Source organism: Pseudomonas sp. DR208 (genome assembly GCF_019823005.1).
Lineage (GTDB): Bacteria > Pseudomonadota > Gammaproteobacteria > Pseudomonadales > Pseudomonadaceae > Aquipseudomonas > Aquipseudomonas extremorientalis.
Map to the genome: position 1 here is coordinate 4,885,522 of NZ_CP081944.1, position 21,162 is coordinate 4,906,683.

Here is a 21,162-nt window from a genome sequence, read left to right on the forward strand (position 1 = left end):
AACCAATCAGACTAAGGGGGTGCCTCAATGGGTGGCTTTATCGACATGCAACAGTTGCACGATGAGTTGCTGACTCACCTCATCAAGACCCTCACGCCGGCGCAGATGAAACAGCTGGAGCCGCATCTGGCGCCGCTGGTCCAGAATGCCGCCCAGGCGGTGGCCGAGGATTTGATCGCCTACGCCTACCGCGACCCGGCATCACGCGGGCGCGGTGAGCTGATCCTGGAGTCCTACGCGTCGTTCAAGGCGGTGCTGTATTACCGACTGGCGCACCTGGTGTGGCATTTCCCCGACCAGACCAACGGCGTCTTCTCCCGTATCGCCCTCAAGCTGAGCAACCAGGGCAAGGTGCTTTCCGGCGCCGAGATCCACCCGGCGGCGCGTATCGGTCGGCGCTTCGTACTGGACCACGGCTACGGCACCGTGATCGGTGAAACCTGCGAGATCGGCAACGACTGCTACATCCTCTGCGGCGTGACCCTGGGCGCCCGCGGCATCGCCAACAACCCCGACGGCAAGCGCCATCCACGCCTGGGTAATAACGTCGAGGTCGGTTCCGGCGCCCGCGTGCTCGGCTATGTGTTGATCGGCGACAACGTGTTTATCAGCCCGTCCTGCGTGATCACCCAGGACGTGCCCGCCGGCACCAAGGTGAAGGTGGTGAACCAGATCCAACTGCAAAAAAACGACGAGTCGGACCACAGTAATTACCTCGGCGCCTTCGCCCTGGATGAGCGTCTGCACGTGGTCGGCGAGATCAATACCAGCCACAAGGTCACAGTGCTGGACGCCGACTTCCATCCCTTGCCCGGGCTGATGCTGGAGCCTACGGTGAAGGAACGTCACCACCTGCAATTTCGCCTGCATCGCATCGAATCGGGCAACCACCTGCCACGCCTGCCGCTGAACCTGAAGGTCTGCGGCCCGGAATTTGAAATCACCCTGCTTTCCCCGCCTGGCTTGAGTGCGATGGTGCGCTCCCTGTTGCAAGCCAGCCCATTGATCGTCGGAGGTTGAACATGTCCGTGCACACCATGGAAACCCTGGCGCTGTTCGACAGCGCACCCTACCAGAACGCCTTCAGCGCCCGAGTGATTGCCGTCAGCGAACACGGCGTCGCCCTGGAGCACACGTTGTTCTACCCCACCGGGGGCGGGCAGCCAGGCGACACGGGGCACCTCACCCTGGCGGACGGTACGCGGGTCGAAGTGACCGGCACAGTGCGCGACCCGGTGCAGCGCTCGATCATCTGGCACCAGGTGGAACACTGCCCCGAACAATTGACCGCCGGGGTGCAGGTGGACGCTGGCCTCGACTGGGACCGGCGCTACCAGCACATGAAGATGCACACCTGCCTGCACCTGTTGTGCTCGATCATCGACGCGCCGGTCACAGGATGCAGCATCAGTGCAGACAAAGGCCGCCTGGACTTCGACCTGCCGGAAATGACCCTCGACAAAGACAGCATCACCCGCGACCTCAACGCACTGATCGAGCAGGCCCACCCGGTGAAAACCCTGTCGATGCCAGCCACCGAGTACGCCACCCTGCTGCAGATCACCCGCACCCAGGCGGTGGCGCCACCGGTGGTCCAGGGGGCGGTGCGGGTGATTGAAATCGCCGGTATCGATATCCAACCGTGCGGCGGCACCCATGTGCTCAACACCGAAGAAATCGGCCGGGTGTTCTGCGAGAAGATCGAGAAGAAGAGCAAACACAACCGCAGAGTCATACTGCGATTCGAATGAACACGGTCAACTGTGGGAGGCCCCCTCCCACATTCATTGGATTTGCACCGGTGAATACGCGGTGTCTGCTAGATCACGAACAGATCCACAAACCGGTTTACCGGTGTCGCCTCTAGCCGCGCCTGATCCTTGCACAGCGCAAAAATCTCGGCACTGCGCTGCGCGGTAAACCGTGTGGCCAGGTTGGCCTTGAATTTGTCCTCCAGCAACGGGATGCCCTCCACCCGGCGCCGGCGATGGCCGATCGGGTACTCCACCGCCACCTGCTCGGTGCTGCTGCCGTCCTTGAAGAACACCTGCACCGCGTTGGCGATGGAACGCTTGTCCGCCTCCAGGTATTCGCGGCTATAGCGCGGATCCTCGACGATGACCATTTTATCCCGCAGCTCATCGATGATCGGATGGGCGGCGTGGAATTCGTCTTCGTACTGCTCGGCCACCAGATTGCCGAACGCCAGCGGCACGGCGGTCATGTATTGCAGGCAGTGGTCACGGTCAGCGGCGTTGGCCAGTTGCCCGACCTTGGAGATGATGCGAATCGCCGACTCATGGGTGGTGATCACGATACGCTCGATTTCCTGCAGGCGATCCTTGACCAACGGATGCAAGGTCACCGCCGCTTCGCAGGCCGTTTGCGCATGGAACTCGGCGGGGAAGCTGATCTTGAACAGCACGTTTTCCATCACATAGGTGCCGTAGGGCTGGGACAGGCTGAACCCGCGCTTGTCCTGCGGCTTGAGCGCCAGGTCCTTGTTGGTGTGGCTGAACAGTACGTCATAGAACCCCCACTGCGGCGCGCTCAACACGCCAGGGATGCCCATCTCGCCGCGCATCGCGATATCCGCCAGACGCACGCCCCGGCTGGAGGCATCTCCCGCCGCCCAGGATTTGCGCGAACCGGCATTCGGTGCATGCCGATACGTGCGCAATGCCTGCCCATCGACAAACGCATGGGACAGGGCCGCCAGCAGCTGTTCACGGTTGGCCCCCATCAGTTTGGCCGTCACCGCCGTTGAAGCGACTTTCACCAACAGCACATGGTCGAGGCCGACGCGGTTGAACGAGTTTTCCAGGGCAATCACGCCCTGGATTTCGTGGGCCATGATCATTGCTTCCAGCACCGCGCGCAGGGTCAGCGGTGCCTCACCGTTGGCGATGCGCTTTTGCGACAAGTGGTCGGCCACAGCGAGGATGCCGCCGAGGTTATCCGAGGGGTGCCCCCACTCGGCGGCGAGCCAGGTGTCGTTGTAGTCGAGCCAACGTACGATGCAGCCGATGTCCCACGCCGCCTTGACCGGATCCAGCCGGAACGAAGTGCCCGGTACACGAGCGCCAAACGGCACCACCGTGCCCTCGACCATCGGCCCCAGGTGCTTGGTGCACTCCGGGAAACGCAGGGCCAGCAGGCCGCAACCCAAGGTGTCCATCAGGCAGTTGCGGGCGGTGTCCAATGCATCCTGAGAGTCGATCCGGTAAGTGAGGACATAATCGGCGATGTCCTGCAGGACCTGGTCGTAGTCGGGACGGTTGTTCTGGTCGACGTTGGCGCTCATGGCAGTACTCCTAAAAGGTTGGGTTAGTCCTCAGGATCACGGTTGATCGCTCCATCGCAGGTCTGGCCGCCTGCTTGTGGGTATGAAAATCCAATGTGGGAGGGGGCAAGCCCCCTCCCACACTGGGGACAGTGTGGGTTGTTAGAAAGCGTCGCCGGGCACGCGTACGAAACCTTCCATCAACACTCGGGCGCTGCGGCTCATGATGGCTTTCTTCACCACCCACTCGCCGTTCACCTGGGTGGCCTCTGCGCCGACGCGCAAGGTGCCGGACGGGTGCCCGAAGCGCACGGCATTGCGCTCCACACCACCGGCCGCGAGGTTGACCAGGGTGCCGGAAATCGCCGCCGCCGTGCCGATCGCCACCGCCGCCGTGCCCATCATCGCGTGGTGCAATTTGCCCATGGACAGCGCACGCACCAGCAGGTCCACATCACCCGCCTTGATCGCCTTGCCACTGGACGCCACGTAGTCGGCCGGCTTGGCCACAAACGCCACCTTCGGCGTGTGTTGGCGTTGGGCGGCTTCGTCCAGGTGCTGGATCAGGCCCATGCGCAACGCGCCATAAGCCCGCACGGTCTCGAACATTGCCAGGGCTTTCGGGTCGCTGTTGATCGCGCCTTGCAGCTCGGTGCCGGTGTAGCCGAGGTCTTCGGCGTTGATGAAGATGGTCGGGATACCGGCGTTGATCAGCGTCGCCTTGAAGGTGCCGACGCCAGGCACTTCCAGGTCGTCCACCAGGTTGCCGGTGGGGAACATCGAACCACCGCCGCCCTCTTCTTCCGCCGCCGGGTCCATGAACTCCAACTGCACTTCGGCGGCCGGAAAGGTCACGCCATCCAGTTCGAAGTCACCAGTTTCCTGCACCGCGCCGTCAGTGATCGGCACGTGGGCAATGATGGTCTTGCCGATGTTGGCTTGCCAGATACGCACCACAGCCACGCCGTTGTGGGGCAGGCGTGCCGGATCGACCAGGCCGGCGCTGATGGCAAAGGAACCGACCGCCGCCGACAGGTTGCCGCAGTTGCCGCTCCAATCAACGAAGGGTTTGTCGATGGAGACCTGGCCGAACAGGTAATCCACGTCGTGATCGGCGCGGGTGCTTTTGGCCAGGATCACGGTCTTGCTGGTGCTCGAGGCGCCGCCGCCCATGCCGTCGATTTGCTTGTCGTAGGGGTCGGGGCTGCCGATCACCCGCAATAGCAAGGCATCGCGTGCGGCGCCCGGCACCTGCGCCGATTCGGGCAGGTCTGTGAGGCTGAAAAACACGCCCTTGCTGGTGCCGCCACGCATGTAGGTGGCGGGGATCTTGATTTGCGCTACGTGTGCCATGGTGTCCCCTCAGGCCGTCGCCGCCGATTCCAGGAAGTCCTGGGCAAAGCGTTGCAACACGCCGCCCGCCTCGTAGATCGACACTTCTTCGGCGGTGTCGAGGCGGCAGGTCACCGGCACCTCGACACGTTCGCCATTCTTGCGGTTGATCACCAGGGTCAACTGCGCCCGCGGAGTACGCGCGCCGACCACATCATAGGTCTCGCTGCCATCGATCTTCAGGGTGTGGCGGTCGGTGCCCGGCAGGAACTCCAGCGGCAACACGCCCATGCCCACCAGGTTGGTGCGGTGGATGCGCTCGAAACCTTCGGCGGCAATCGCCTCCACACCGGCCAGCCGCACGCCCTTGGCCGCCCAGTCGCGAGACGAGCCCTGGCCGTAGTCCGCGCCGGCAATGATGATCAGCGGTTGCTTGCGCTCCATGTACGTTTCGATGGCCTCCCACATCCGCGTGACCTGGCCTTCCGGCTCGATGCGCGCCAGGGAACCCTGCTTGACCTTGCCGTTTTCCACCACCATTTCGTTGAACAGTTTCGGGTTGGCGAAGGTGGCGCGCTGCGCGGTCAAGTGATCGCCCCGGTGCGTCGCGTAGGAGTTGAAGTCGACTTCCGGCAGGCCCATTTTCGCCAGGTATTCGCCGGCGGCGCTGTCGAGCATGATCGCGTTGGAGGGCGACAAGTGGTCGGTGGTGATGTTGTCCGGCAGCACCGCCAGCGGGCGCATGCCCTTGAGCGGACGGGCACCGGCCAGCGCGCCTTCCCAGTAAGGTGGGCGGCGGATATAGGTGCTTTGCGGACGCCATTCGTACAGCGGCGCGACTTTCGGGCCAGTGTCCTCGTGGATGGCGAACATCGGGATGTAGACCTGGCGGAACTGCTCCGGCTTGACCGAGGCCTTGACCACTGCGTCGATCTCTTCGTCGCTCGGCCAAATATCTTGCAGGCGGATTTCCTTGCCATTCGCGTCGAGGCCAAGCACGTCTTTCTCGATGTCGAAGCGGATGGTGCCGGCAATCGCATACGCGACCACCAGCGGCGGCGACGCGAGAAACGCTTGCTTGGCGTAGGGGTGAATACGCCCGTCGAAGTTACGGTTGCCCGAGAGCACGGCGGTGGCGTACAGGTCGCGGTCGATGATTTCCTGCTGGATCACCGGATCGAGTGCGCCGGACATGCCGTTGCAGGTGGTGCAGGCAAACGCCACCACACCGAAGCCGAGTTTTTCCAGCTCATGGCCCAGGCCGGCTTCTTCCAGGTACATCGCCACGGTTTTCGAGCCGGGTGCCAGGGACGATTTGACCCACGACTTGCGGGTCAACCCAAGCTTGTTGGCGTTGCGCGCCAGCAGGCCGGCGGCGATCACGTTGCGCGGGTTGCTGGTGTTGGTGCAACTGGTGATGGCGGCGATGATCACTGCGCCGTCAGGCATTTGGCCTGGCACTTCGTCCCACTGGCCGGAAATACCCTTGGACGCCAGGTCGCTGGTGGCAACGCGAGCATGGGGGTTGCTCGGGCCGGCCATGTTGCGCACGACGCTGGACAGATCGAAGGTCAGCCCTCGCTCGTACTGCGCGCCCTTGAGGTCATCGGCCCACAGGCCGGTGTGGCGAGCGTACTGCTCCACCAGCGTGACTTGTTCGTCTTCGCGGCCGGTGAGCTTCAGGTAGGCGATGGTCTGTTGGTCGATGTAGAACATCGCCGCAGTCGCGCCGTATTCCGGGGCCATGTTGGAGATGGTTGCACGGTCGCCAAGCGTGAGTGCCGAAGCACCTTCGCCGAAGAACTCCAGCCAGGCGCCAACCACTTTCTGTTTACGCAGGAACTCGGTCAGCGCCAGCACCATGTCGGTGGCGGTGATGCCCGGTTGCAGCTTGCCGGTCAATTCGACGCCGACGCTTTCCGGCAGGCGCATCCACGAGGCGCGACCGAGCATCACGCTCTCGGCTTCCAGGCCGCCGACACCGATGGCGATCACGCCCAGGGCATCCACGTGCGGGGTGTGGCTGTCGGTGCCGACGCAGGTATCGGGGAAGGCCACGCCGTCGCGCACCTGGATCACCGGGGACATTTTCTCCAGGTTGATCTGGTGCATGATGCCGTTGCCGGGCGGGATCACATCGACGTTCTTGAAGGCCTTCTTGGTCCACTCGATGAAGTGGAAACGGTCTTCGTTGCGACGGTCTTCGATGGCGCGGTTTTTTTCGAACGCGTCCGGGTCAAAACCACCGGCTTCGACGGCCAGGGAGTGGTCGACGATCAGTTGGGTCGGCACTACCGGGTTGACCTGGGCCGGGTCACCGCCTTGCAGGGCGATGGCGTCACGCAGGCCGGCGAGGTCGACCAGAGCGGTCTGGCCGAGGATGTCGTGGCACACCACACGCGCCGGGAACCATGGGAAGTCGAGGTCGCGCTTGCGTTCGATCAGTTGGCTCAAGGAAGCATTGAGGGTGGCTGGGTCGCAGCGGCGCACCAGGTTTTCCGCAAGGACGCGGGAGGTGTAAGGCAAGGTGGCGTAGGCGCCAGGGGTGATTGCCTCGACAGCCGCACGGGCGTCGAAGAAATCCAGGCGGCTGCCGGGAAGCGGTTTGCGGAATTCAGTGTTCATCGTCAGGACTCGGTCACGGTGATAACAAAGGGAGGACCTGCACCGATCCAGAATTGAAATGCGGTCACAATGTGGGAGGGGGCTTGCCCCCGATAGCGGTGGGTCAGTGCCCGCTGCATCAATTGACAGACAGCAATCGGGGGCAAGCCCCCTCCCACATTTGATCCGGTTAACAATTCGGGATCGTCGGCATTCCCATTCAGCGACGTTCGATTGGCACGAACTTGCGCTGCTCGACGCCGGTGTATTCGGCGCTTGGACGGATGATGCGGTTGTTGGCGCGCTGTTCGAACACATGCGCCGCCCAGCCCGTCAGGCGCGAGCACAGGAAGATCGGGGTGAACAGCTTGGTCGGGATGCCCATGAAGTGGTACGCCGAGGCATGGTAGAAGTCAGCGTTGGGGAACAGCTTCTTCTGTTCCCACATAGTCTTGTCGATGGCTTCGGAAACCGGGAACAGCACCTTGTCGCCCACCTCGTCCGCAAGTTTTTTCGACCAGCCCTTGATCACTTCATTACGCGGGTCGCTGTCTTTGTAGATCGCGTGGCCAAAGCCCATGATCTTGTCCTTGCGCGCCAGCATGCCGAGGGTGCCTTCGATCGCCTCTTCAGCGGACGAGAAACGCTCGATCATTTCCATCGCCGCTTCGTTGGCGCCGCCGTGCAGCGGGCCGCGCAGCGAGCCGATGGCGGCGGTGACGCAGGAATACAGGTCGGACAGGGTCGAGGCACACACCCGGGCGGTGAACGTCGAGGCGTTGAATTCGTGTTCCGCGTAGAGGATCAGCGACACGTTCATCACCTTGACGTGCAACTCGCTGGGCTTCTTGCCGTGCAGCAGGTGCAGGAAGTGGCCGCCGATGCTCGGCTCGTCGGTCACGCAGTCGATGCGCTTGCCGTCGTGGCTGAAGCGATACCAGTAGCACATGATTGCCGGGAACGCGGCGAGCAGGCGGTCGGTAACGTCGCGCTGCACGCTGAAGTCTTTTTCCGGCTCGATATTGCCCAGGAACGAGCAACCGGTGCGCATCACGTCCATCGGGTGGGCGTCGGCGGGGATACGCTCCAACACTTCCTTCAGCGCTTGCGGCAGGTCGCGCAGCTTGCCCAGCCTGGCGCTGTAGGCGGCCAGCTCGGTCTTGGTCGGCAACTCGCCGTACAGCAGCAGGTAGGCGACTTCTTCAAATTGCGCATCGGCGGCCAGTTCGCGCACGTCGTAGCCGCGATAGGTCAGGCCGGCACCCGCCTGGCCCACGGTGGACAGTGCGGTCTGCCCAGCCACCTGGCCACGCAGGCCGGCACCACTCAATACTTTTGCTTCAGCCATGTCTGTTCTCCAATCTTGAATTTATTTGGGAGTGCGCCGGGTTATTTTTTCGCGGCAAACAGCGCGTCGAGCTTCTGCTCGAAGGTGTGGTAGTCGATGCGATCGTAAAGCTCCATGCGGGTCTGCATGGTGTCGATCACGTTCTGTTGGGTACCGTCGCGACGGATCGCGGTATAGACATTCTCGGCGGCCTTGTTCATGGCGCGGAAGGCCGAAAGCGGGTACAGCACGATGGAAACATCGGCAGATTTCAACTGTTCGGTGGTGTACAGCGGCGTGGCGCCGAACTCGGTGATGTTGGCCAGGATCGGCGCTTTCACGCGGGAGGCGAACAGTTTGTACATCTCCAGCTCGGTGATGGCTTCCGGGAACACCATGTCGGCGCCGGCCTCGATGCAGGCGGCGGCACGTTCCAGCGCGGACTCCAGGCCTTCGACCGCCAGCGCATCGGTACGCGCCATGACCACGAAGCTGTCATCGGTGCGCGCATCCACGGCGGCCTTGATACGGTCGACCATTTCCTGCTGGGACACGATTTCCTTGTTCGGGCGATGACCGCAACGCTTGGCGCCGACCTGATCTTCGATATGGATGGCGGCCGCGCCGAACTTGATCATCGACTTGACGGTGCGTGCCACATTGAATGCCGAGGAGCCGAAGCCGGTGTCCACGTCCACCAGCAGCGGCAGGTCGCACACGTCGGTGATGCGGCGTACGTCGGTCAGCACATCGTCCAGGCCGGTGATGCCCAGGTCCGGCACACCGAGGGAGCCAGCCGCCACCCCGCCACCCGACAGGTAGATCGCCTTGAACCCGGCGCGCTTGGCCAGCAGTGCGTGGTTGGCGTTGATCGCACCCACCACCTGCAGCGGGTGTTCACTGGCGACCGCGTCACGGAAACGCTGGCCGGGAGTCGTCTTGTTATTGGAACTCATCATTCACCTCGTGATGGGGGAGTGCCGTCCGGGAAGTGACGGGCAATGTTGCGTTTGGATGCGCCGATATGCCGGCGCATCAACAGTTCGGCCAGTTCACCGTCGCGATCGGCAATCGCGTCGAGAATGCGGTGGTGCTCGGCAAAGGCCTGGCGCGGACGATTGGGGGTGGCGGAAAACTGGATGCGGTACATACGCACCAATTGGTACAGCTCGCCGCAGAGCATCTGGGTCAGGGTGCGGTTGCCGGCGCCCTGGATGATCCGGTAATGGAAGTCGAAGTCGCCCTCCTGCTGGTAATAGCCCAGGCCGGCCTGGAAGGCTTCGTCGCGCTCGTGGGTGTGCAGCACTTGGCGCAATTCTTCGATTTCCGCGTCGGTCATGCGCTCGGCGGCCAGGCGACAAGCCATGCCTTCGAGGGATTCGCGGATTTCATAGAGTTCGATCAGTTCGTCGTGGCTCAACGACACCACCCGCGCGCCGACGTGAGGCACGCGCACCAGCAGGCGCTGGCCTTCCAGACGGTGGATCGCCTCACGCAGCGGGCCACGGCTGATGCCGTAGGTGCGCGCCAGCTCCGGCTCGGAGATCTTGCTGCCCGGGGCGATCTCGCCCTTGACGATGGCGGCCTGGATACGCCGGAAGACGTTCTCGGACATGGTCTGGGAATCGTCTTGCGCCACTACTGGGGATTCCAGCTGATCCAGCATATTGTCGACACCTTTGAAAGCAATGCCGCAAAAACTAGCCAATCAGCCCAGGATAGTCAAAGAATAAATACACATTGTCGACAATCGTCTAATAACCAGGGTTGCACCCTAGCAGGGCATGGCCGCCTGCCAGCGCTGGCGCCAAAAAAGCATCATGTTAGAATGCCCGGCACTTTTGCCTGACATCATTGGATGAAACGGCGTACGAGGGAGTTTGCGCAGCAATGCCAGTCGCCTTGAATTGAACATCGCACTGCCGCCTCGGGATCTATGAGACTCAAACCCTTCCTTCTATTGATGTGCCTGTTGACCGCACCCAGCCTCGGCGCTGCCGCCGAGAAGACCGTGTATGGCCTCAACGAATACGCCCAGTTGGCCGGTATCGACCTGGAAGTCGCCGCCAAACTGGATACCGGTGCCAAGACCGCCTCGCTCAGTGCCCGTGATATCAAGCGCTTCAAGCGCAACGGCGAATCCTGGGTGCGCTTCTACCTGGCCATCGACACCGCCCATTCCCATCCCATCGAGCGTCCCCTGGCCCGCGTCAGCAAGATCAAGCGCCGCGCCGGTGACTACGACCCCGATGAGGACAAGAACTACACCGCCCGTCCGGTGATTGCCCTGGATATCTGCATGGGCACTGCTTTACGCAGCATCGAAGTGAACTTGACTGACCGCAGCGCATTCCAATACCCGCTGCTGATCGGCTCCGAAGCGCTGAAACGCTTTGATGCGCTGGTCGACCCCAGTCTTAAATACGCAGCAGGCAAACCCGCCTGCGCCGCCGACGCTCATACCGCCGAGTAAACCGAATGCGCTCTCTGACCCTGCACCTGAAGATCCTGATCACCATCCTGGTGGTTTTGGGTATTTCGGTCACCGCTTATCAGATCTTCGTGCTGGGGATCCCCGTCACCGAGGACGCCACCGACGACTTGTGGAACATCGACGCCAAGGTCGAGTTCGTCGCCAACCCGAAAGACCCGGTGAAGATCCAGATGTTCGTGCCGCCCCTGAGCCGCGACTTCGTCAGCCTCAACGAAAGCTTCATCTCGAATAACTACGGGGTGAGCGTCAACCGCATCGACGGCAACCGCAAGGTCACCTGGTCGGCGCGCCGCGCCAAGGGTAACCAGACCCTGTACTACCGCCTGGTGCTGACCAAGCGCTACAGCGGCGAGAAGGTCAAGGTCAAAGGCCCCACCTTCCGCGACAGCATCGCCGTGGAAGGCCCGGAAAAGATTGCCGCCGAAGCCCTGCTGGCGCCTATCCGCCAGCACTCGGCCGACGTCGAGACGTTTATCACCGAAGCGATCAAACGCACCAACAACCTCAACGACGACAATGTGAAACTGCTGCTGGCGGGCGACCCTTCGACGCCACACAAGGCCAAGATCGTCGAACTGCTGCTGTCCATCGCCCACGTGCCGGTGGAAAAGGTCCACACCATCCGCCTGGTCGCCGACCAGCCGCAAACCCCGGAACTGTGGTTGCGCAGCTTCAACGGCAATGACTGGTTGTACTTCAACCCGGAAACCGGCGAACAGGGCCTGCCCGCCGACCGCCTGCTGTGGTGGACCGGTGATGAAAACCTGATCACCGTCGAGGGCGGCAAAAAGGCCATGGTGACCTTCAGCCTGAACAACAGCGAGATGAACGCGATTCGCCTGGCCAAGCTGACCGACGAGAACACCGACGCCAACTTCCTCGAATACTCGCTGTACGGCCTGCCGCTGCAAACCCAGCAGACCTTCATGATCATGGTGATGATCCCGATTGGCGTGCTGGTGATCCTTATCCTGCGCAACCTGATCGGCCTGCAGACACTCGGCACGTTCACCCCGGTGCTGATCGCCCTGGCGTTCCGCGAGACGCAGCTGGGCTTCGGGATTGCGCTGTTTACGATTATCACGGCGCTGGGGCTGTCCCTCAGGTCGTACCTGGAACACCTGAAATTGCAGATGCTGCCAAGGTTGTCGGTGGTGCTGACCTTCGTCGTGGTGCTGATTGCGGCCATCAGCCTGTTCAGCCATAAGCTGGGGCTGGAGCGCGGGTTGTCGGTGGCGCTGTTCCCCATGGTGATCCTGACCATGACCATCGAACGCCTGTCCATCACCTGGGAGGAACGCGGCGCCAACCATGCGCTGAAAGTGGCGATTGGTACGCTGTTCGCGGCGTCCCTGGCGCACCTGATCATGAGCGTGCCGGAGCTGATCTACTTCGTGTTCACCTTCCCGGCGATCCTGCTGATCCTGGTGGGGTTCATGCTGGCCATGGGGCGTTATCGCGGTTACCGCCTGACCGAGCTGGTGCGTTTCAAGGCGTTCTTGAAGGCTGACCGGTAATGTTCGGTTTCTGGAAGACCTGGAAAGCCCTGGAAGCGCGCGGGATCATGGGCATCAACCGGCGTAACGCCGACTACGTGCTCAAGTACAACAAGCGCAGCCTGTACCCGATCGTGGATGACAAGATCATCACCAAGGAGCGCGCGCTGGCGGCCGGCATCCATGTACCGGAAATGTACGGGGTGATCAGCACCGAGAAAGAAATCGACAAGCTCGACGAGATCATCGGCGGGCGCAGCGACTTCGTGATCAAGCCGGCCCAGGGCGCCGGCGGGGACGGCATCCTGGTGGTCGCCGACCGCTTTGAAGGGCGCTATCGCACGGTGTCGGGCAAGATCATCAGCCATGAAGAGATCGAGCATCAGATTTCCAGCATCCTCACTGGCCTGTATTCCCTGGGCGGCCACCGTGATCGTGCGTTGATCGAATACCGTGTGGTGCCCGACCAGATCTTCAAGAGCATCAGCTATGAAGGCGTGCCGGACATTCGCATCATCGTGCTGATGGGCTACCCGGTGATGGCGATGCTGCGCTTGCCGACCCGCCAGTCGGGCGGCAAGGCCAACCTGCACCAGGGTGCAATTGGCGTCGGCGTGGACCTCGCCACCGGCCTGACCCTGCGCGGCACCTGGCTGAACAACATCATTACCAAACACCCCGACACCACCAATGCGGTGGATGGCGTGCAGCTGCCCAACTGGGACGGTTTCATGAAGCTCGCCGCCGGCTGCTATGAGCTGTGCGGGCTGGGCTATATCGGCGTGGACATGGTGCTGGACCAGGAAAAAGGCCCGTTGATCCTGGAACTGAATGCGCGGCCTGGGCTGAATATCCAGATTGCCAATGACTGCGGCCTGACCCTGCGCACCCATGCGGTGGAAGCACGGTTGGAAGCGCTGAACGCCGCTGGCGTGACAGAAACCCCGGAAGAACGGGTGAAGTTCGTGCAGGAAATGTTTGGACATATTCCCCCCGTCGAAGGCTGATCAGGTCTTCAATCTGTCTATCCCCGACATCCCCCCTAGGAGCAAATCCTACGGGGGACTACAATCCCCTCCCCCGCGCCAATGGCTGATCCACCCCGCATGTTGACCTGCTCCGTACACCCGCTGCCCTACCGGGCCAACCCCGCCGAGTATTTCGCGGCGATTCGCCATGCGCCTGGCGCAGTGCTGCTGGACAGCGGCCGACCGGCAGCCGAGCGCGGACGGTATGACCTGTTGAGCGCGTGGCCACAAACGACATTGACGGTATCGCACGACGAAAGCGGCAGTGATTTCCTGCAACGCTTGCGTGCAAATCTTACGCAGTTGGGCGAGGCGGATCTGCCTGCTGGTTATGAGCTGCCGTTTGCCGGTGGGTTGATCGGTTACCTGAGCTATGACTTTGGCCGACACCTGGAGCACATGCCGCACCTCGCCGTGGATGACCTGCACCTGCCGGATGCGCGCTTCGGGCTGTATGCCTGGGCATTGATCAGTGATCATCAGGCGCAGACCAGCCAGCTCGTGTTTCATCCGACACTGGCCGATAGCGAGCAGCAACGCTTGATCGCTCTGTTCGGCCAGCCGGTCGCCGACAGCGCGGCAATCTTCAAGTTGAACGGTCCCATGGCGCCGGACCTCACCGCCGAGGCCTACCGCCAGGCTATCGTGCGCATCCAGGATTACATCCAGGCCGGCGACTGCTACCAAGTGAACTTTGCCCAGCGTTTCCGGGCCCCGTGCATCGGCGATCCATGGGTCGCTTACTGCGCCCTGCGCGAAGCCTGCCCGACGCCGTTCTCCGGGTTCCAGAGCCTGCCGGACGACGGCGCGGTGCTGAGCCTGTCGCCAGAGCGTTTCGTGCACATCAGCAAACGCCAGGTCGAAACCCGCCCCATCAAAGGCACCCGCCCACGCGGCCTGACGCCTGAGGAAGACGCCGCCAACGCCGCCGAACTGCTGGCCAGCACCAAGGACCGCGCCGAAAACCTGATGATTGTCGACCTGCTGCGCAACGACCTGGGGCGCACCTGCCGCACCGGCTCGGTCAGCGTGCCGGAGCTGTTCAGCCTGGAAAGCTACCCCAACGTGCACCACCTGGTGAGCAGCGTCATCGGCGAGCTGGCCGACGGCAAGGACGCGCTCGACCTGATCGCCGGCAGCTTCCCCGGCGGCTCCATCACCGGCGCGCCGAAGATCCGCGCGATGCAGATCATCGACGAGCTGGAGCCGACTCGCCGTGGGTTGTACTGCGGCTCGCTGGTGTATCTGGATGTGCGCGGCGAGATGGACAGTTCCATCGCCATTCGCAGTTTGCTGGTGAAGGATGGCCAGGTTTGTTGCTGGGGCGGCGGCGGGATTGTCGCGGACTCGGAATGGGAGGCGGAGTACCAGGAGTCGCTGACGAAGGTGCGGGTGTTGTTGGAGACACTGGACGGTTTGTAGTGACTGGGCTGGCCTCTTCGCGGGCAAGCCCGCTCCCACATTTGACTGCATTCTCATGATGGAACTCGGTCAAGTGTGGGAGCTGGCTTGCCTGCGAAGAGGCCATCAGCCGCGCTGAAAGCCTTACAGGCTCAACGACCGATTCGACGCCTTGATAAATTCCTGCTTCAACGCCTCAAACGTGTGCACCGCCGGGAACTGCGGGAACTCGCGGATCACATTCTCCGGCGCATGGAACAGAATCCCACGGTCGGCTTCGCCCAGCATGGTGGTGTCGTTGTAGGAGTCGCCGGCGGCGATCACGCGGTAGTACAGGCTCTTGAAGGCCAATACCGACTGGCGCTTCGGATCTTTCTGGCGCAGTTGGTAACCGACCACGCGATCGCTCTCGTCGGTGATCAGACGGTGGCACAGCAGGGTCGGGAAACCCAGCTGACGCATCAGCGGCTGGGAGAATTCGTAGAAGGTGTCGGACAGGATCACCACCTGGAAGCGCTCGCGCAGCCAATTGACGAACTCGATGGCGCCATCCAGCGGTTTGAGGGTGGCGATCACCGCCTGGATATCGCCAAGCTTGAGCCCGTGCTCGTCGAGGATGCGCAGGCGCTGCTTCATCAGAACGTCGTAGTCGGGAATGTCCCGGGTGGTGGCGCGCAGGGATTCAATACCGGTTTTTTCGGCGAAGGCGATCCAGATTTCCGGAACCAGTACCCCTTCCAGGTCGAGACAGGCAATTTCCACAAGACACTCCCCTATAGATGTTGTTGGTTGAGCGAGCAAAAGGACTGCCGAACTCTAGCGATTCATGCTCGCCGCCGCAACGCAGGGCGGATTTTGATACCATCGCTCCCCTATAGAGCGCTCAGCGCCACTGACCTGTAGGAACCGTCCTGATGAACCAAGCCTTCGACGTCGCTGAACTCGCCGCGACTTATGCCAACAAATCCGCCCAGGACATTCTCAAGCTGGCGTTCAGCCAGTTCGGTGATGACCTGTGGATTTCCTTCAGCGGCGCCGAGGACGTGGTGCTGGTAGACATGGCCTGGAAGCTGAACAAGAACGTCAAGGTGTTCAGCCTCGACACCGGGCGCTTGCACCCGGAGACCTATCGGTTCATCGAGCAGGTGCGCGAGTTCTACAAGATCGATATCGAGTTGATCTCGCCGGACCAGAGCAAGCTGGAACCCTTCGTCAAAGAGAAAGGCCTGTTCAGCTTCTATAAGGACGGCCACGGCGAATGCTGCGGCGTGCGCAAGATCGAACCGCTGCGCCGTAAACTCGCCGGCGTCACTGCCTGGGCCACCGGCCAGCGCCGCGACCAGAGCCCCGGCACCCGCAGCCAGGTAGCGGCGCTGGAAATCGACACGGCCTTCTCTACCCCGGAACGCACCCTGTACAAGTTCAACCCGCTGGCGCAGATGACCAGTGAGGAAGTCTGGGGTTACATCCGCATGCTGGAGCTGCCTTACAACAGCCTGCATGAGCGCGGCTTTATCAGCATCGGCTGCGAGCCCTGCACCCGCCCGGTGTTGCCGAACCAGCATGAGCGTGAAGGTCGCTGGTGGTGGGAGGAAGCCACGCAGAAGGAATGCGGGTTGCATGCGGGCAATATCATCAGCAAGGCCTGAAGTTGCGCTGTAAAAAATGTGGAAGGGGGCTTGCCCCCGATAGCGGTGGGTCAGCCAGGTCAATAGTGACTGACACTCCGCAATCGGGGGCAAGCCCCCTCCCACATTTGAGTTATGTTAGCCACTGAACGTGTACACACATATGTAACCATCGGTGCCATTTATGTGTGCAATCCATCTTGTTGCGCACCATTACGTAACACCTCTCCCCTCCTGCCTTTTGTCTTTACAAATAGCCCGGTTCCTACCAAAAAATAAATAACTGTTCAAACGGTCAATTTATATCGCTTTAAATTCAGCTAGTTATTCAATAAACCTATAAAAACGAAATTACCACAGGTTTTCATAGATCAAAAACTGGCACGCAAGTGGCTTAAGGCAAAACAAGCTTTGTATACAATAAATACAAAACCTACATACACTTTGCCATCTGCGGCCTGGCTGCCGATGTGCTGGAGCCTGCCGGAATGCGTACAAGCCTCTCGAATAATATCGCACTGGATCTGCCCTCCTCCCTGAAGCCCGAAGCCATCGAGCCCGGCCCTCTGGTGCTGAGCCCACGCCTGCACAACAAGGACCTGGCGCCCACCAAGGTTGAAGGCCGGCGCTGGGGTCGCTATAGCATCTTTGCGCTGTGGACCAATGACGTACACAACATCGCCAACTACTCGTTTGCCATTGGCTTGTATGCACTGGGCCTGGGCGGCTGGCAGATTCTGTTGTCTCTCGGCATCGGTGCCGCGCTGGTGTACTTCTTCATGAACTTGTCGGGCTATATGGGGCAAAAGACCGGTGTGCCGTTTCCAGTGATCAGCCGTATCAGCTTCGGCATTCATGGCGCGCAGATTCCGGCGTTGATCCGCGCAGTGATTGCGATTGCCTGGTTCGGTATCCAGACCTACCTGGCCTCGGTGGTTTTCCGCGTGTTGCTGACGGCGATTCATCCAGGCTTTGCCGAATACGACCACAATTCGATCCTGGGCCTGTCGTCCCTCGGCTGGGTGTGTTTCGTGGCAATCTGGCTGGTGCAATTGGTGATCCTGGCCTACGGCATGGAAATGGTACGCCGCTACGAAGGCTTCGCCGGGCCGGTGATTTTACTCACCGTGGCGTCGTTGGCCGGTTGGATGTATTTCCAGACCGGCGGGACCATCGCCTGGTCGATCCGCGAGCCGCTGAGCGGCGGCGAGATGTGGCGCAATATCTTTGCCGGCGGCGCGCTGTGGCTGGCGATCTACGGCACGCTGATCCTCAATTTCTGTGACTTCGCCCGCTCCTCGCCGTGCCGCAAGACCATTCAGGTGGGTAATTTCTGGGGCCTGCCAGTGAATATCCTGGTGTTTGCCGCGATCACCGTGCTGCTGTGCGGCGGGCAATTCCAGCTCAATGGCCGAGTGATCGAAAGCCCGACCGAGATCATCGCGGCCATCCCGAATACCTTCTTCCTGGTGCTGGGCTGCCTGGCGTTCCTGATCGTCACCGTGGCGGTGAACATCATGGCCAACTTTGTCGCGCCGGCCTTTGTGCTGAGCAACCTGGCGCCCAAGTACCTGAACTTCCGTCGCGCCGGGTTGATCAGCGCCACCGTGGCGGTGCTGATCCTGCCGTGGAACCTCTACAACAGCCCCCTGGTGATCGTGTACTTCCTGTCCGGCCTGGGCGCGCTGTTGGGGCCACTGTATGGGGTGATCATGGTCGATTACTGGTTGATCCGTAAAAGCCAGGTGGACGTGCCGCAGTTGTACAGCGAAGACCCGCGCGGCGTTTATTACTACAGCCGTGGAGTCAATTTGCGTGCGGTGGCAGCGTTTATTCCTGCGGCGGTGATCGCCATTCTCCTGGCCTTGTTACCGGGTTTTGCCAACGTGTCACCGTTTTCCTGGATGTTTGGCGCCGGTATTGCAGGGCTGTTGTACTTGCTGATCGCCAAGCGCCAGCCGTTCTACGCCGATGTCAGCGGCGAAAGCATTGCCGTCGATAACGTCAGTCATTAATCAAGGACCTTCCATGCGTATCCTCGTGGTCAACGTCAACACCACCGAATCCATCACTGAAACCATCGCCCAGCAGGCGCGCGCCGTGGCTGCGCCGGGCACCGAGATTGTCGGGCTCACGCCGTACTTCGGCGCCGAATCGGTGGAGGGCAACTTTGAAAGCTATCTGGCGGCCATCGCGGTGATGGACCGGGTGATGGCCTATGACCAGCCGTTTGATGCAGTGATCCAGGCCGGGTACGGCGAGCATGGTCGTGAAGGCTTGCAGGAATTGCTCAACGTGCCGGTGGTGGACATCACCGAAGCCGCCGCCAGCACGGCGATGTTCCTGGGTCACGCCTACTCGGTAGTGACGACCCTGGACCGCACGGTGCCGCTGATCGAAGACCGCCTGAAACTGGCTGGCCTGTACCAGCGCTGCGCCTCGGTGCGCGCCAGTGGCATGGCGGTGCTGGAGTTGGAAGAAAACCCGCTGGCAGCGATGGAGGCCATCGTGCGCCAGGCGGAACTGGCCATCAGCGAAGACAAGGCCGAGGTGATCTGCCTGGGCTGTGGCGGCATGGCCGGGCTGGATGAGCAGATTCGCCAGCGCACCGGTGTGCCGGTGGTGGATGGGGTGACAGCGGCGGTGACCATTGCCGAGTCGCTGGTGCGGCTGGGGTTGTCGACGTCGAAGATCAGGACTTACGCAACGCCAAGGGCGAAAAAAGTCATCGGTTGGCCGCGCTGAAGCGTTGGTTCAACTGCTGCTCGGCGAATTGCTCGATGATGAAATCCACAAACGCGCGGGTCTTGCCGGGCAGCAGTTTGTGTTCGGCGTAGTAGATGGAGATGTTGCCGTCGTCGACGTACCAGTCGGGCAGCACCCGCACCACCGCACCGCTGTCCAGGAATGGCACGGCCATAGGCATGCTCACCAAGGCGACGCCCAGGCCTTGGGCGCTGGCGCAGCAGGCGGCTTCGGAATCGCTCATGGTCATGCTCGGTCTAAGCACCAGCGGGCGGTGTTCACGCTCGGTACTGGTCAATTGCCAGGAGCGCACGCGTCCGGTCTGCGGTGAACGGATGAGAATCCCGTGGCAATGCGCCAGGTCTTCGGGCGCCCGCACCGGGGGACGCTGCGCCAGGTAGTCCGGTGACGCCACCAGCACGCGATGGGCCGGGGTCAACTTGCGCGCCACCACCCCCTGGGGCAGCTCGAAGCCACCACCGATGGCAGCATCGAAACCCTGGCCGATCAAGTCGACCTGGCGGTTATCGAAATGCCAGTCCGGGCTGATGTCCGGGAAGCGGCGCATGAACACGCCCAATAGCGGCACCACGTAGCGATTGCCAAACACCGTACCCATGCTCACTTTCAACGTGCCCACCGGCCGCCCTTCAGCGCTGGCCAGGTTGGCCACGGCGTTCTGGATGGTGGTAAGGCTGCCGCTGACCTCTTCGAGGAACAGCTTGCCGGCTTCAGTGAGGGTGAGGCGCCGAGTGCTGCGCTGGAACAGGCGTACGCCCAAACGCGCTTCGAGCTTGGCGACACTTTTGCCCACCGCCGCCGGTGTCAGGCTCAGGTGCCGCGCCGCTTCGGCAAAGCTGCCACCTTCGGCGCTGCGCACGAAACATTCGATACTGCCAAAGCTTTCCATATCGACCACTCTAAACTTTTGGTTTACACAGACTATAGCAATCCTGGTCTACCGGGAGGGGCTGGCGAGGTCGATACTCGGTTCCAACAACAAGGCATCCCGCCTTGAACAGCTTGGAGATCGACATGACCACACAAAACCTCAGCGGCAAAGTCGCCTTGATTCAAGGCGGTTCTCGCGGCATCGGCGCCGCCATCGTCAAACATCTTGCCGCACAGGGCGCAGCCGTTGCCTTTACCTACGTCAGCTCGGCCGCCAAGGCCGAAGAACTGCAGAACAGCGTGATCAGCGAAGGCGGCAAAGCCCTGGCGATCCATGCCGACAGCGCCAGTGCCGATGCGATACGCAATGCGGTCAACGCCACCGTCGAAGCCTTTGGGCGCCTGGATATCCTGGTGAACAACGCCGGCGTACTGGCCATCGCGCCGCTGGAGGACTTCAAGCTGGAAGACTTTGACCAGACCCTGGCAATCAACGTACGCAGCGTGTTTATCGCAACCCAGGAAGCGGCCAGGCATATGGGTGAAGGCGGCCGCGTGATCAATATCGGCAGCACCAATGCCGAACGCATGCCGTTTGGTGGCGGTGGCCCATATGCGATGAGCAAGGCAGCGCTGGTGGGCTTGACCAAGGGCCTGGCGCGGGATCTGGGGCCACGGGGGATCACCATCAACAACGTGCAACCTGGGCCGGTGGACACCGATATGAACCCGGCCAACAGTGATTTTGCCGAGAGTCTGATTGGGTTGATGGCGGTGGGGCGGTATGGGCATGTGGAGGAGATTGCCAGTTTTGTGGCTTACCTTGCAGGACCGGAAGCGGGCTATATCACCGGTGCAAGCTTGACCATCGATGGAGGCTTCAGCGCCTAAGGCTTCCTGAACACTGCCAATCAAATGTGGGAGGGGGCAAGC

General features: G+C 61.7%; 18 protein-coding genes. 10 read left to right on the forward strand and 8 right to left on the reverse strand.

Annotation, left to right across the window (positions count from 1 at the left end):
- The first annotated feature begins 27 nt into the window (after positions 1–27).
- Positions 28–1,020, forward strand: coding sequence for a serine O-acetyltransferase (locus tag K5K89_RS21875; protein ID WP_071491413.1), 993 nt, complete (start codon positions 28–30; stop codon positions 1,018–1,020).
- A 2-nt stretch (positions 1,021–1,022) separates the two neighbouring features.
- The gene (locus K5K89_RS21880; protein WP_071491414.1) at positions 1,023–1,751 is read left to right on the forward strand and encodes an alanyl-tRNA editing protein; all 729 of its coding nucleotides are present in this window, start codon (positions 1,023–1,025) and stop codon (positions 1,749–1,751) included.
- A 68-nt stretch (positions 1,752–1,819) separates the two neighbouring features.
- Here K5K89_RS21880 and prpD read toward each other — a convergent pair whose 3' ends face one another.
- The 6 genes from prpD to K5K89_RS21910 form a co-directional block, all read right to left on the reverse strand.
- Positions 1,820–3,304 (reverse strand): 2-methylcitrate dehydratase, encoded by a 1,485-nt coding sequence (gene prpD, locus K5K89_RS21885; RefSeq protein ID WP_222540254.1) that lies wholly within the window; start codon positions 3,302–3,304, stop codon positions 1,820–1,822.
- Positions 3,305–3,445: 141 nt separating this feature from the next.
- Positions 3,446–4,636: a 2-methylaconitate cis-trans isomerase PrpF gene (gene prpF, locus K5K89_RS21890; RefSeq protein WP_222540255.1), complete on the reverse strand. Its 1,191-nt coding sequence runs from the start codon at positions 4,634–4,636 to the stop codon at positions 3,446–3,448.
- Positions 4,637–4,645: 9 nt separating this feature from the next.
- On the reverse strand, positions 4,646–7,240 hold the full coding sequence (acnD, locus tag K5K89_RS21895) for a Fe/S-dependent 2-methylisocitrate dehydratase AcnD (protein ID WP_222540256.1): 2,595 nt from the start codon (positions 7,238–7,240) through the stop codon (positions 4,646–4,648).
- A 199-nt stretch (positions 7,241–7,439) separates the two neighbouring features.
- Positions 7,440–8,567, reverse strand: coding sequence for a 2-methylcitrate synthase (gene prpC / locus K5K89_RS21900; RefSeq protein ID WP_222540257.1), 1,128 nt, complete (start codon positions 8,565–8,567; stop codon positions 7,440–7,442).
- Between the two features lie 41 nt (positions 8,568–8,608).
- Positions 8,609–9,502 (reverse strand): methylisocitrate lyase, encoded by an 894-nt coding sequence (gene prpB, locus K5K89_RS21905; protein WP_222540258.1) that lies wholly within the window; start codon positions 9,500–9,502, stop codon positions 8,609–8,611.
- Positions 9,502–10,212 (reverse strand): GntR family transcriptional regulator, encoded by a 711-nt coding sequence (locus K5K89_RS21910; protein WP_058427390.1) that lies wholly within the window; start codon positions 10,210–10,212, stop codon positions 9,502–9,504. The genes prpB and K5K89_RS21910 overlap by 1 nt, the downstream gene beginning before the upstream one ends.
- 270 nt (positions 10,213–10,482) lie before the next feature.
- On the opposite strand from K5K89_RS21910, the gene K5K89_RS21915 reads away from it, so the two are divergent.
- From K5K89_RS21915 to pabB, 4 genes are all read left to right on the forward strand, one after another.
- Positions 10,483–11,019: an ATP-dependent zinc protease gene (locus K5K89_RS21915; RefSeq protein WP_058427391.1), complete on the forward strand. Its 537-nt coding sequence runs from the start codon at positions 10,483–10,485 to the stop codon at positions 11,017–11,019.
- 5 nt (positions 11,020–11,024) lie between these two features.
- Positions 11,025–12,557, forward strand: coding sequence for an inactive transglutaminase family protein (locus K5K89_RS21920; protein ID WP_222540259.1), 1,533 nt, complete (start codon positions 11,025–11,027; stop codon positions 12,555–12,557).
- The gene (locus tag K5K89_RS21925) at positions 12,557–13,543 is read left to right on the forward strand and encodes an alpha-L-glutamate ligase-like protein (RefSeq protein ID WP_071491420.1); all 987 of its coding nucleotides are present in this window, start codon (positions 12,557–12,559) and stop codon (positions 13,541–13,543) included. Before K5K89_RS21920 ends, K5K89_RS21925 begins: the two co-directional genes overlap by 1 nt.
- Positions 13,544–13,642: 99 nt before the next feature.
- Entirely contained in the window at positions 13,643–14,986 is a 1,344-nt protein-coding gene (pabB, locus tag K5K89_RS21930; RefSeq protein WP_222540260.1) for an aminodeoxychorismate synthase component I, read from the forward strand.
- Between the two features lie 123 nt (positions 14,987–15,109).
- Here the strand turns inward: pabB and thrH are convergent, their stop codons facing one another.
- Positions 15,110–15,727 carry a bifunctional phosphoserine phosphatase/homoserine phosphotransferase ThrH gene (gene thrH / locus K5K89_RS21935; protein ID WP_222540261.1) on the reverse strand — a complete coding sequence of 206 codons (618 nt, stop codon included), beginning with the start codon at positions 15,725–15,727 and terminating at the stop codon, positions 15,110–15,112.
- Positions 15,728–15,879: 152 nt separating this feature from the next.
- Here thrH and K5K89_RS21940 point away from each other — a divergent pair, with 152 nt between their 5' ends.
- From K5K89_RS21940 to K5K89_RS21950, 3 genes are all read left to right on the forward strand, one after another.
- Positions 15,880–16,614, forward strand: coding sequence for a phosphoadenylyl-sulfate reductase (locus tag K5K89_RS21940; RefSeq protein ID WP_071493897.1), 735 nt, complete (start codon positions 15,880–15,882; stop codon positions 16,612–16,614).
- A gap of 467 nt (positions 16,615–17,081) precedes the next feature.
- A complete protein-coding gene (locus K5K89_RS21945; RefSeq protein WP_222540262.1) occupies positions 17,082–18,608 on the forward strand; it encodes an NCS1 family nucleobase:cation symporter-1 in 1,527 nt (508 codons plus the stop codon).
- Between the two features lie 13 nt (positions 18,609–18,621).
- Positions 18,622–19,338, forward strand: coding sequence for an aspartate/glutamate racemase family protein (locus tag K5K89_RS21950; RefSeq protein WP_071491425.1), 717 nt, complete (start codon positions 18,622–18,624; stop codon positions 19,336–19,338).
- On the opposite strand, the gene K5K89_RS21955 is transcribed toward K5K89_RS21950, so the two are convergent.
- A complete protein-coding gene (locus K5K89_RS21955; RefSeq protein WP_071491426.1) occupies positions 19,319–20,248 on the reverse strand; it encodes a LysR family transcriptional regulator in 930 nt (309 codons plus the stop codon). The two genes, K5K89_RS21950 and K5K89_RS21955, sit on opposite strands and share 20 nt — an antisense overlap.
- A gap of 125 nt (positions 20,249–20,373) precedes the next feature.
- Here K5K89_RS21955 and K5K89_RS21960 point away from each other — a divergent pair, with 125 nt between their 5' ends.
- Positions 20,374–21,120, forward strand: a complete 747-nt coding sequence (locus tag K5K89_RS21960; protein ID WP_222540263.1) for a 3-oxoacyl-ACP reductase family protein — start codon at positions 20,374–20,376, stop codon at positions 21,118–21,120.
- Positions 21,121–21,162: the final 42 nt, after the last annotated feature.

Coding starts and splice junctions, on each gene's coding strand:
- K5K89_RS21915 (WP_058427391.1), top strand. CDS start 10,483: ATGAGACTCAAACCCTTCCTTCTATTGATGTGCCTGTTGACCGCACCC.
- K5K89_RS21925 (WP_071491420.1), top strand. CDS start 12,557: ATGTTCGGTTTCTGGAAGACCTGGAAAGCCCTGGAAGCGCGCGGGATC.
- prpD (WP_222540254.1), bottom strand. CDS start 3,304: ATGAGCGCCAACGTCGACCAGAACAACCGTCCCGACTACGACCAGGTC.
- acnD (WP_222540256.1), bottom strand. CDS start 7,240: ATGAACACTGAATTCCGCAAACCGCTTCCCGGCAGCCGCCTGGATTTC.
- K5K89_RS21960 (WP_222540263.1), top strand. CDS start 20,374: ATGACCACACAAAACCTCAGCGGCAAAGTCGCCTTGATTCAAGGCGGT.
- pabB (WP_222540260.1), top strand. CDS start 13,643: ATGTTGACCTGCTCCGTACACCCGCTGCCCTACCGGGCCAACCCCGCC.
- prpF (WP_222540255.1), bottom strand. CDS start 4,636: ATGGCACACGTAGCGCAAATCAAGATCCCCGCCACCTACATGCGTGGC.
- K5K89_RS21945 (WP_222540262.1), top strand. CDS start 17,082: ATGCGTACAAGCCTCTCGAATAATATCGCACTGGATCTGCCCTCCTCC.
- K5K89_RS21920 (WP_222540259.1), top strand. CDS start 11,025: ATGCGCTCTCTGACCCTGCACCTGAAGATCCTGATCACCATCCTGGTG.
- K5K89_RS21950 (WP_071491425.1), top strand. CDS start 18,622: ATGCGTATCCTCGTGGTCAACGTCAACACCACCGAATCCATCACTGAA.
- prpC (WP_222540257.1), bottom strand. CDS start 8,567: ATGGCTGAAGCAAAAGTATTGAGTGGTGCCGGCCTGCGTGGCCAGGTG.
- K5K89_RS21940 (WP_071493897.1), top strand. CDS start 15,880: ATGAACCAAGCCTTCGACGTCGCTGAACTCGCCGCGACTTATGCCAAC.
- K5K89_RS21955 (WP_071491426.1), bottom strand. CDS start 20,248: ATGGAAAGCTTTGGCAGTATCGAATGTTTCGTGCGCAGCGCCGAAGGT.
- K5K89_RS21875 (WP_071491413.1), top strand. CDS start 28: ATGGGTGGCTTTATCGACATGCAACAGTTGCACGATGAGTTGCTGACT.
- K5K89_RS21910 (WP_058427390.1), bottom strand. CDS start 10,212: ATGCTGGATCAGCTGGAATCCCCAGTAGTGGCGCAAGACGATTCCCAG.
- prpB (WP_222540258.1), bottom strand. CDS start 9,502: ATGAGTTCCAATAACAAGACGACTCCCGGCCAGCGTTTCCGTGACGCG.
- K5K89_RS21880 (WP_071491414.1), top strand. CDS start 1,023: ATGTCCGTGCACACCATGGAAACCCTGGCGCTGTTCGACAGCGCACCC.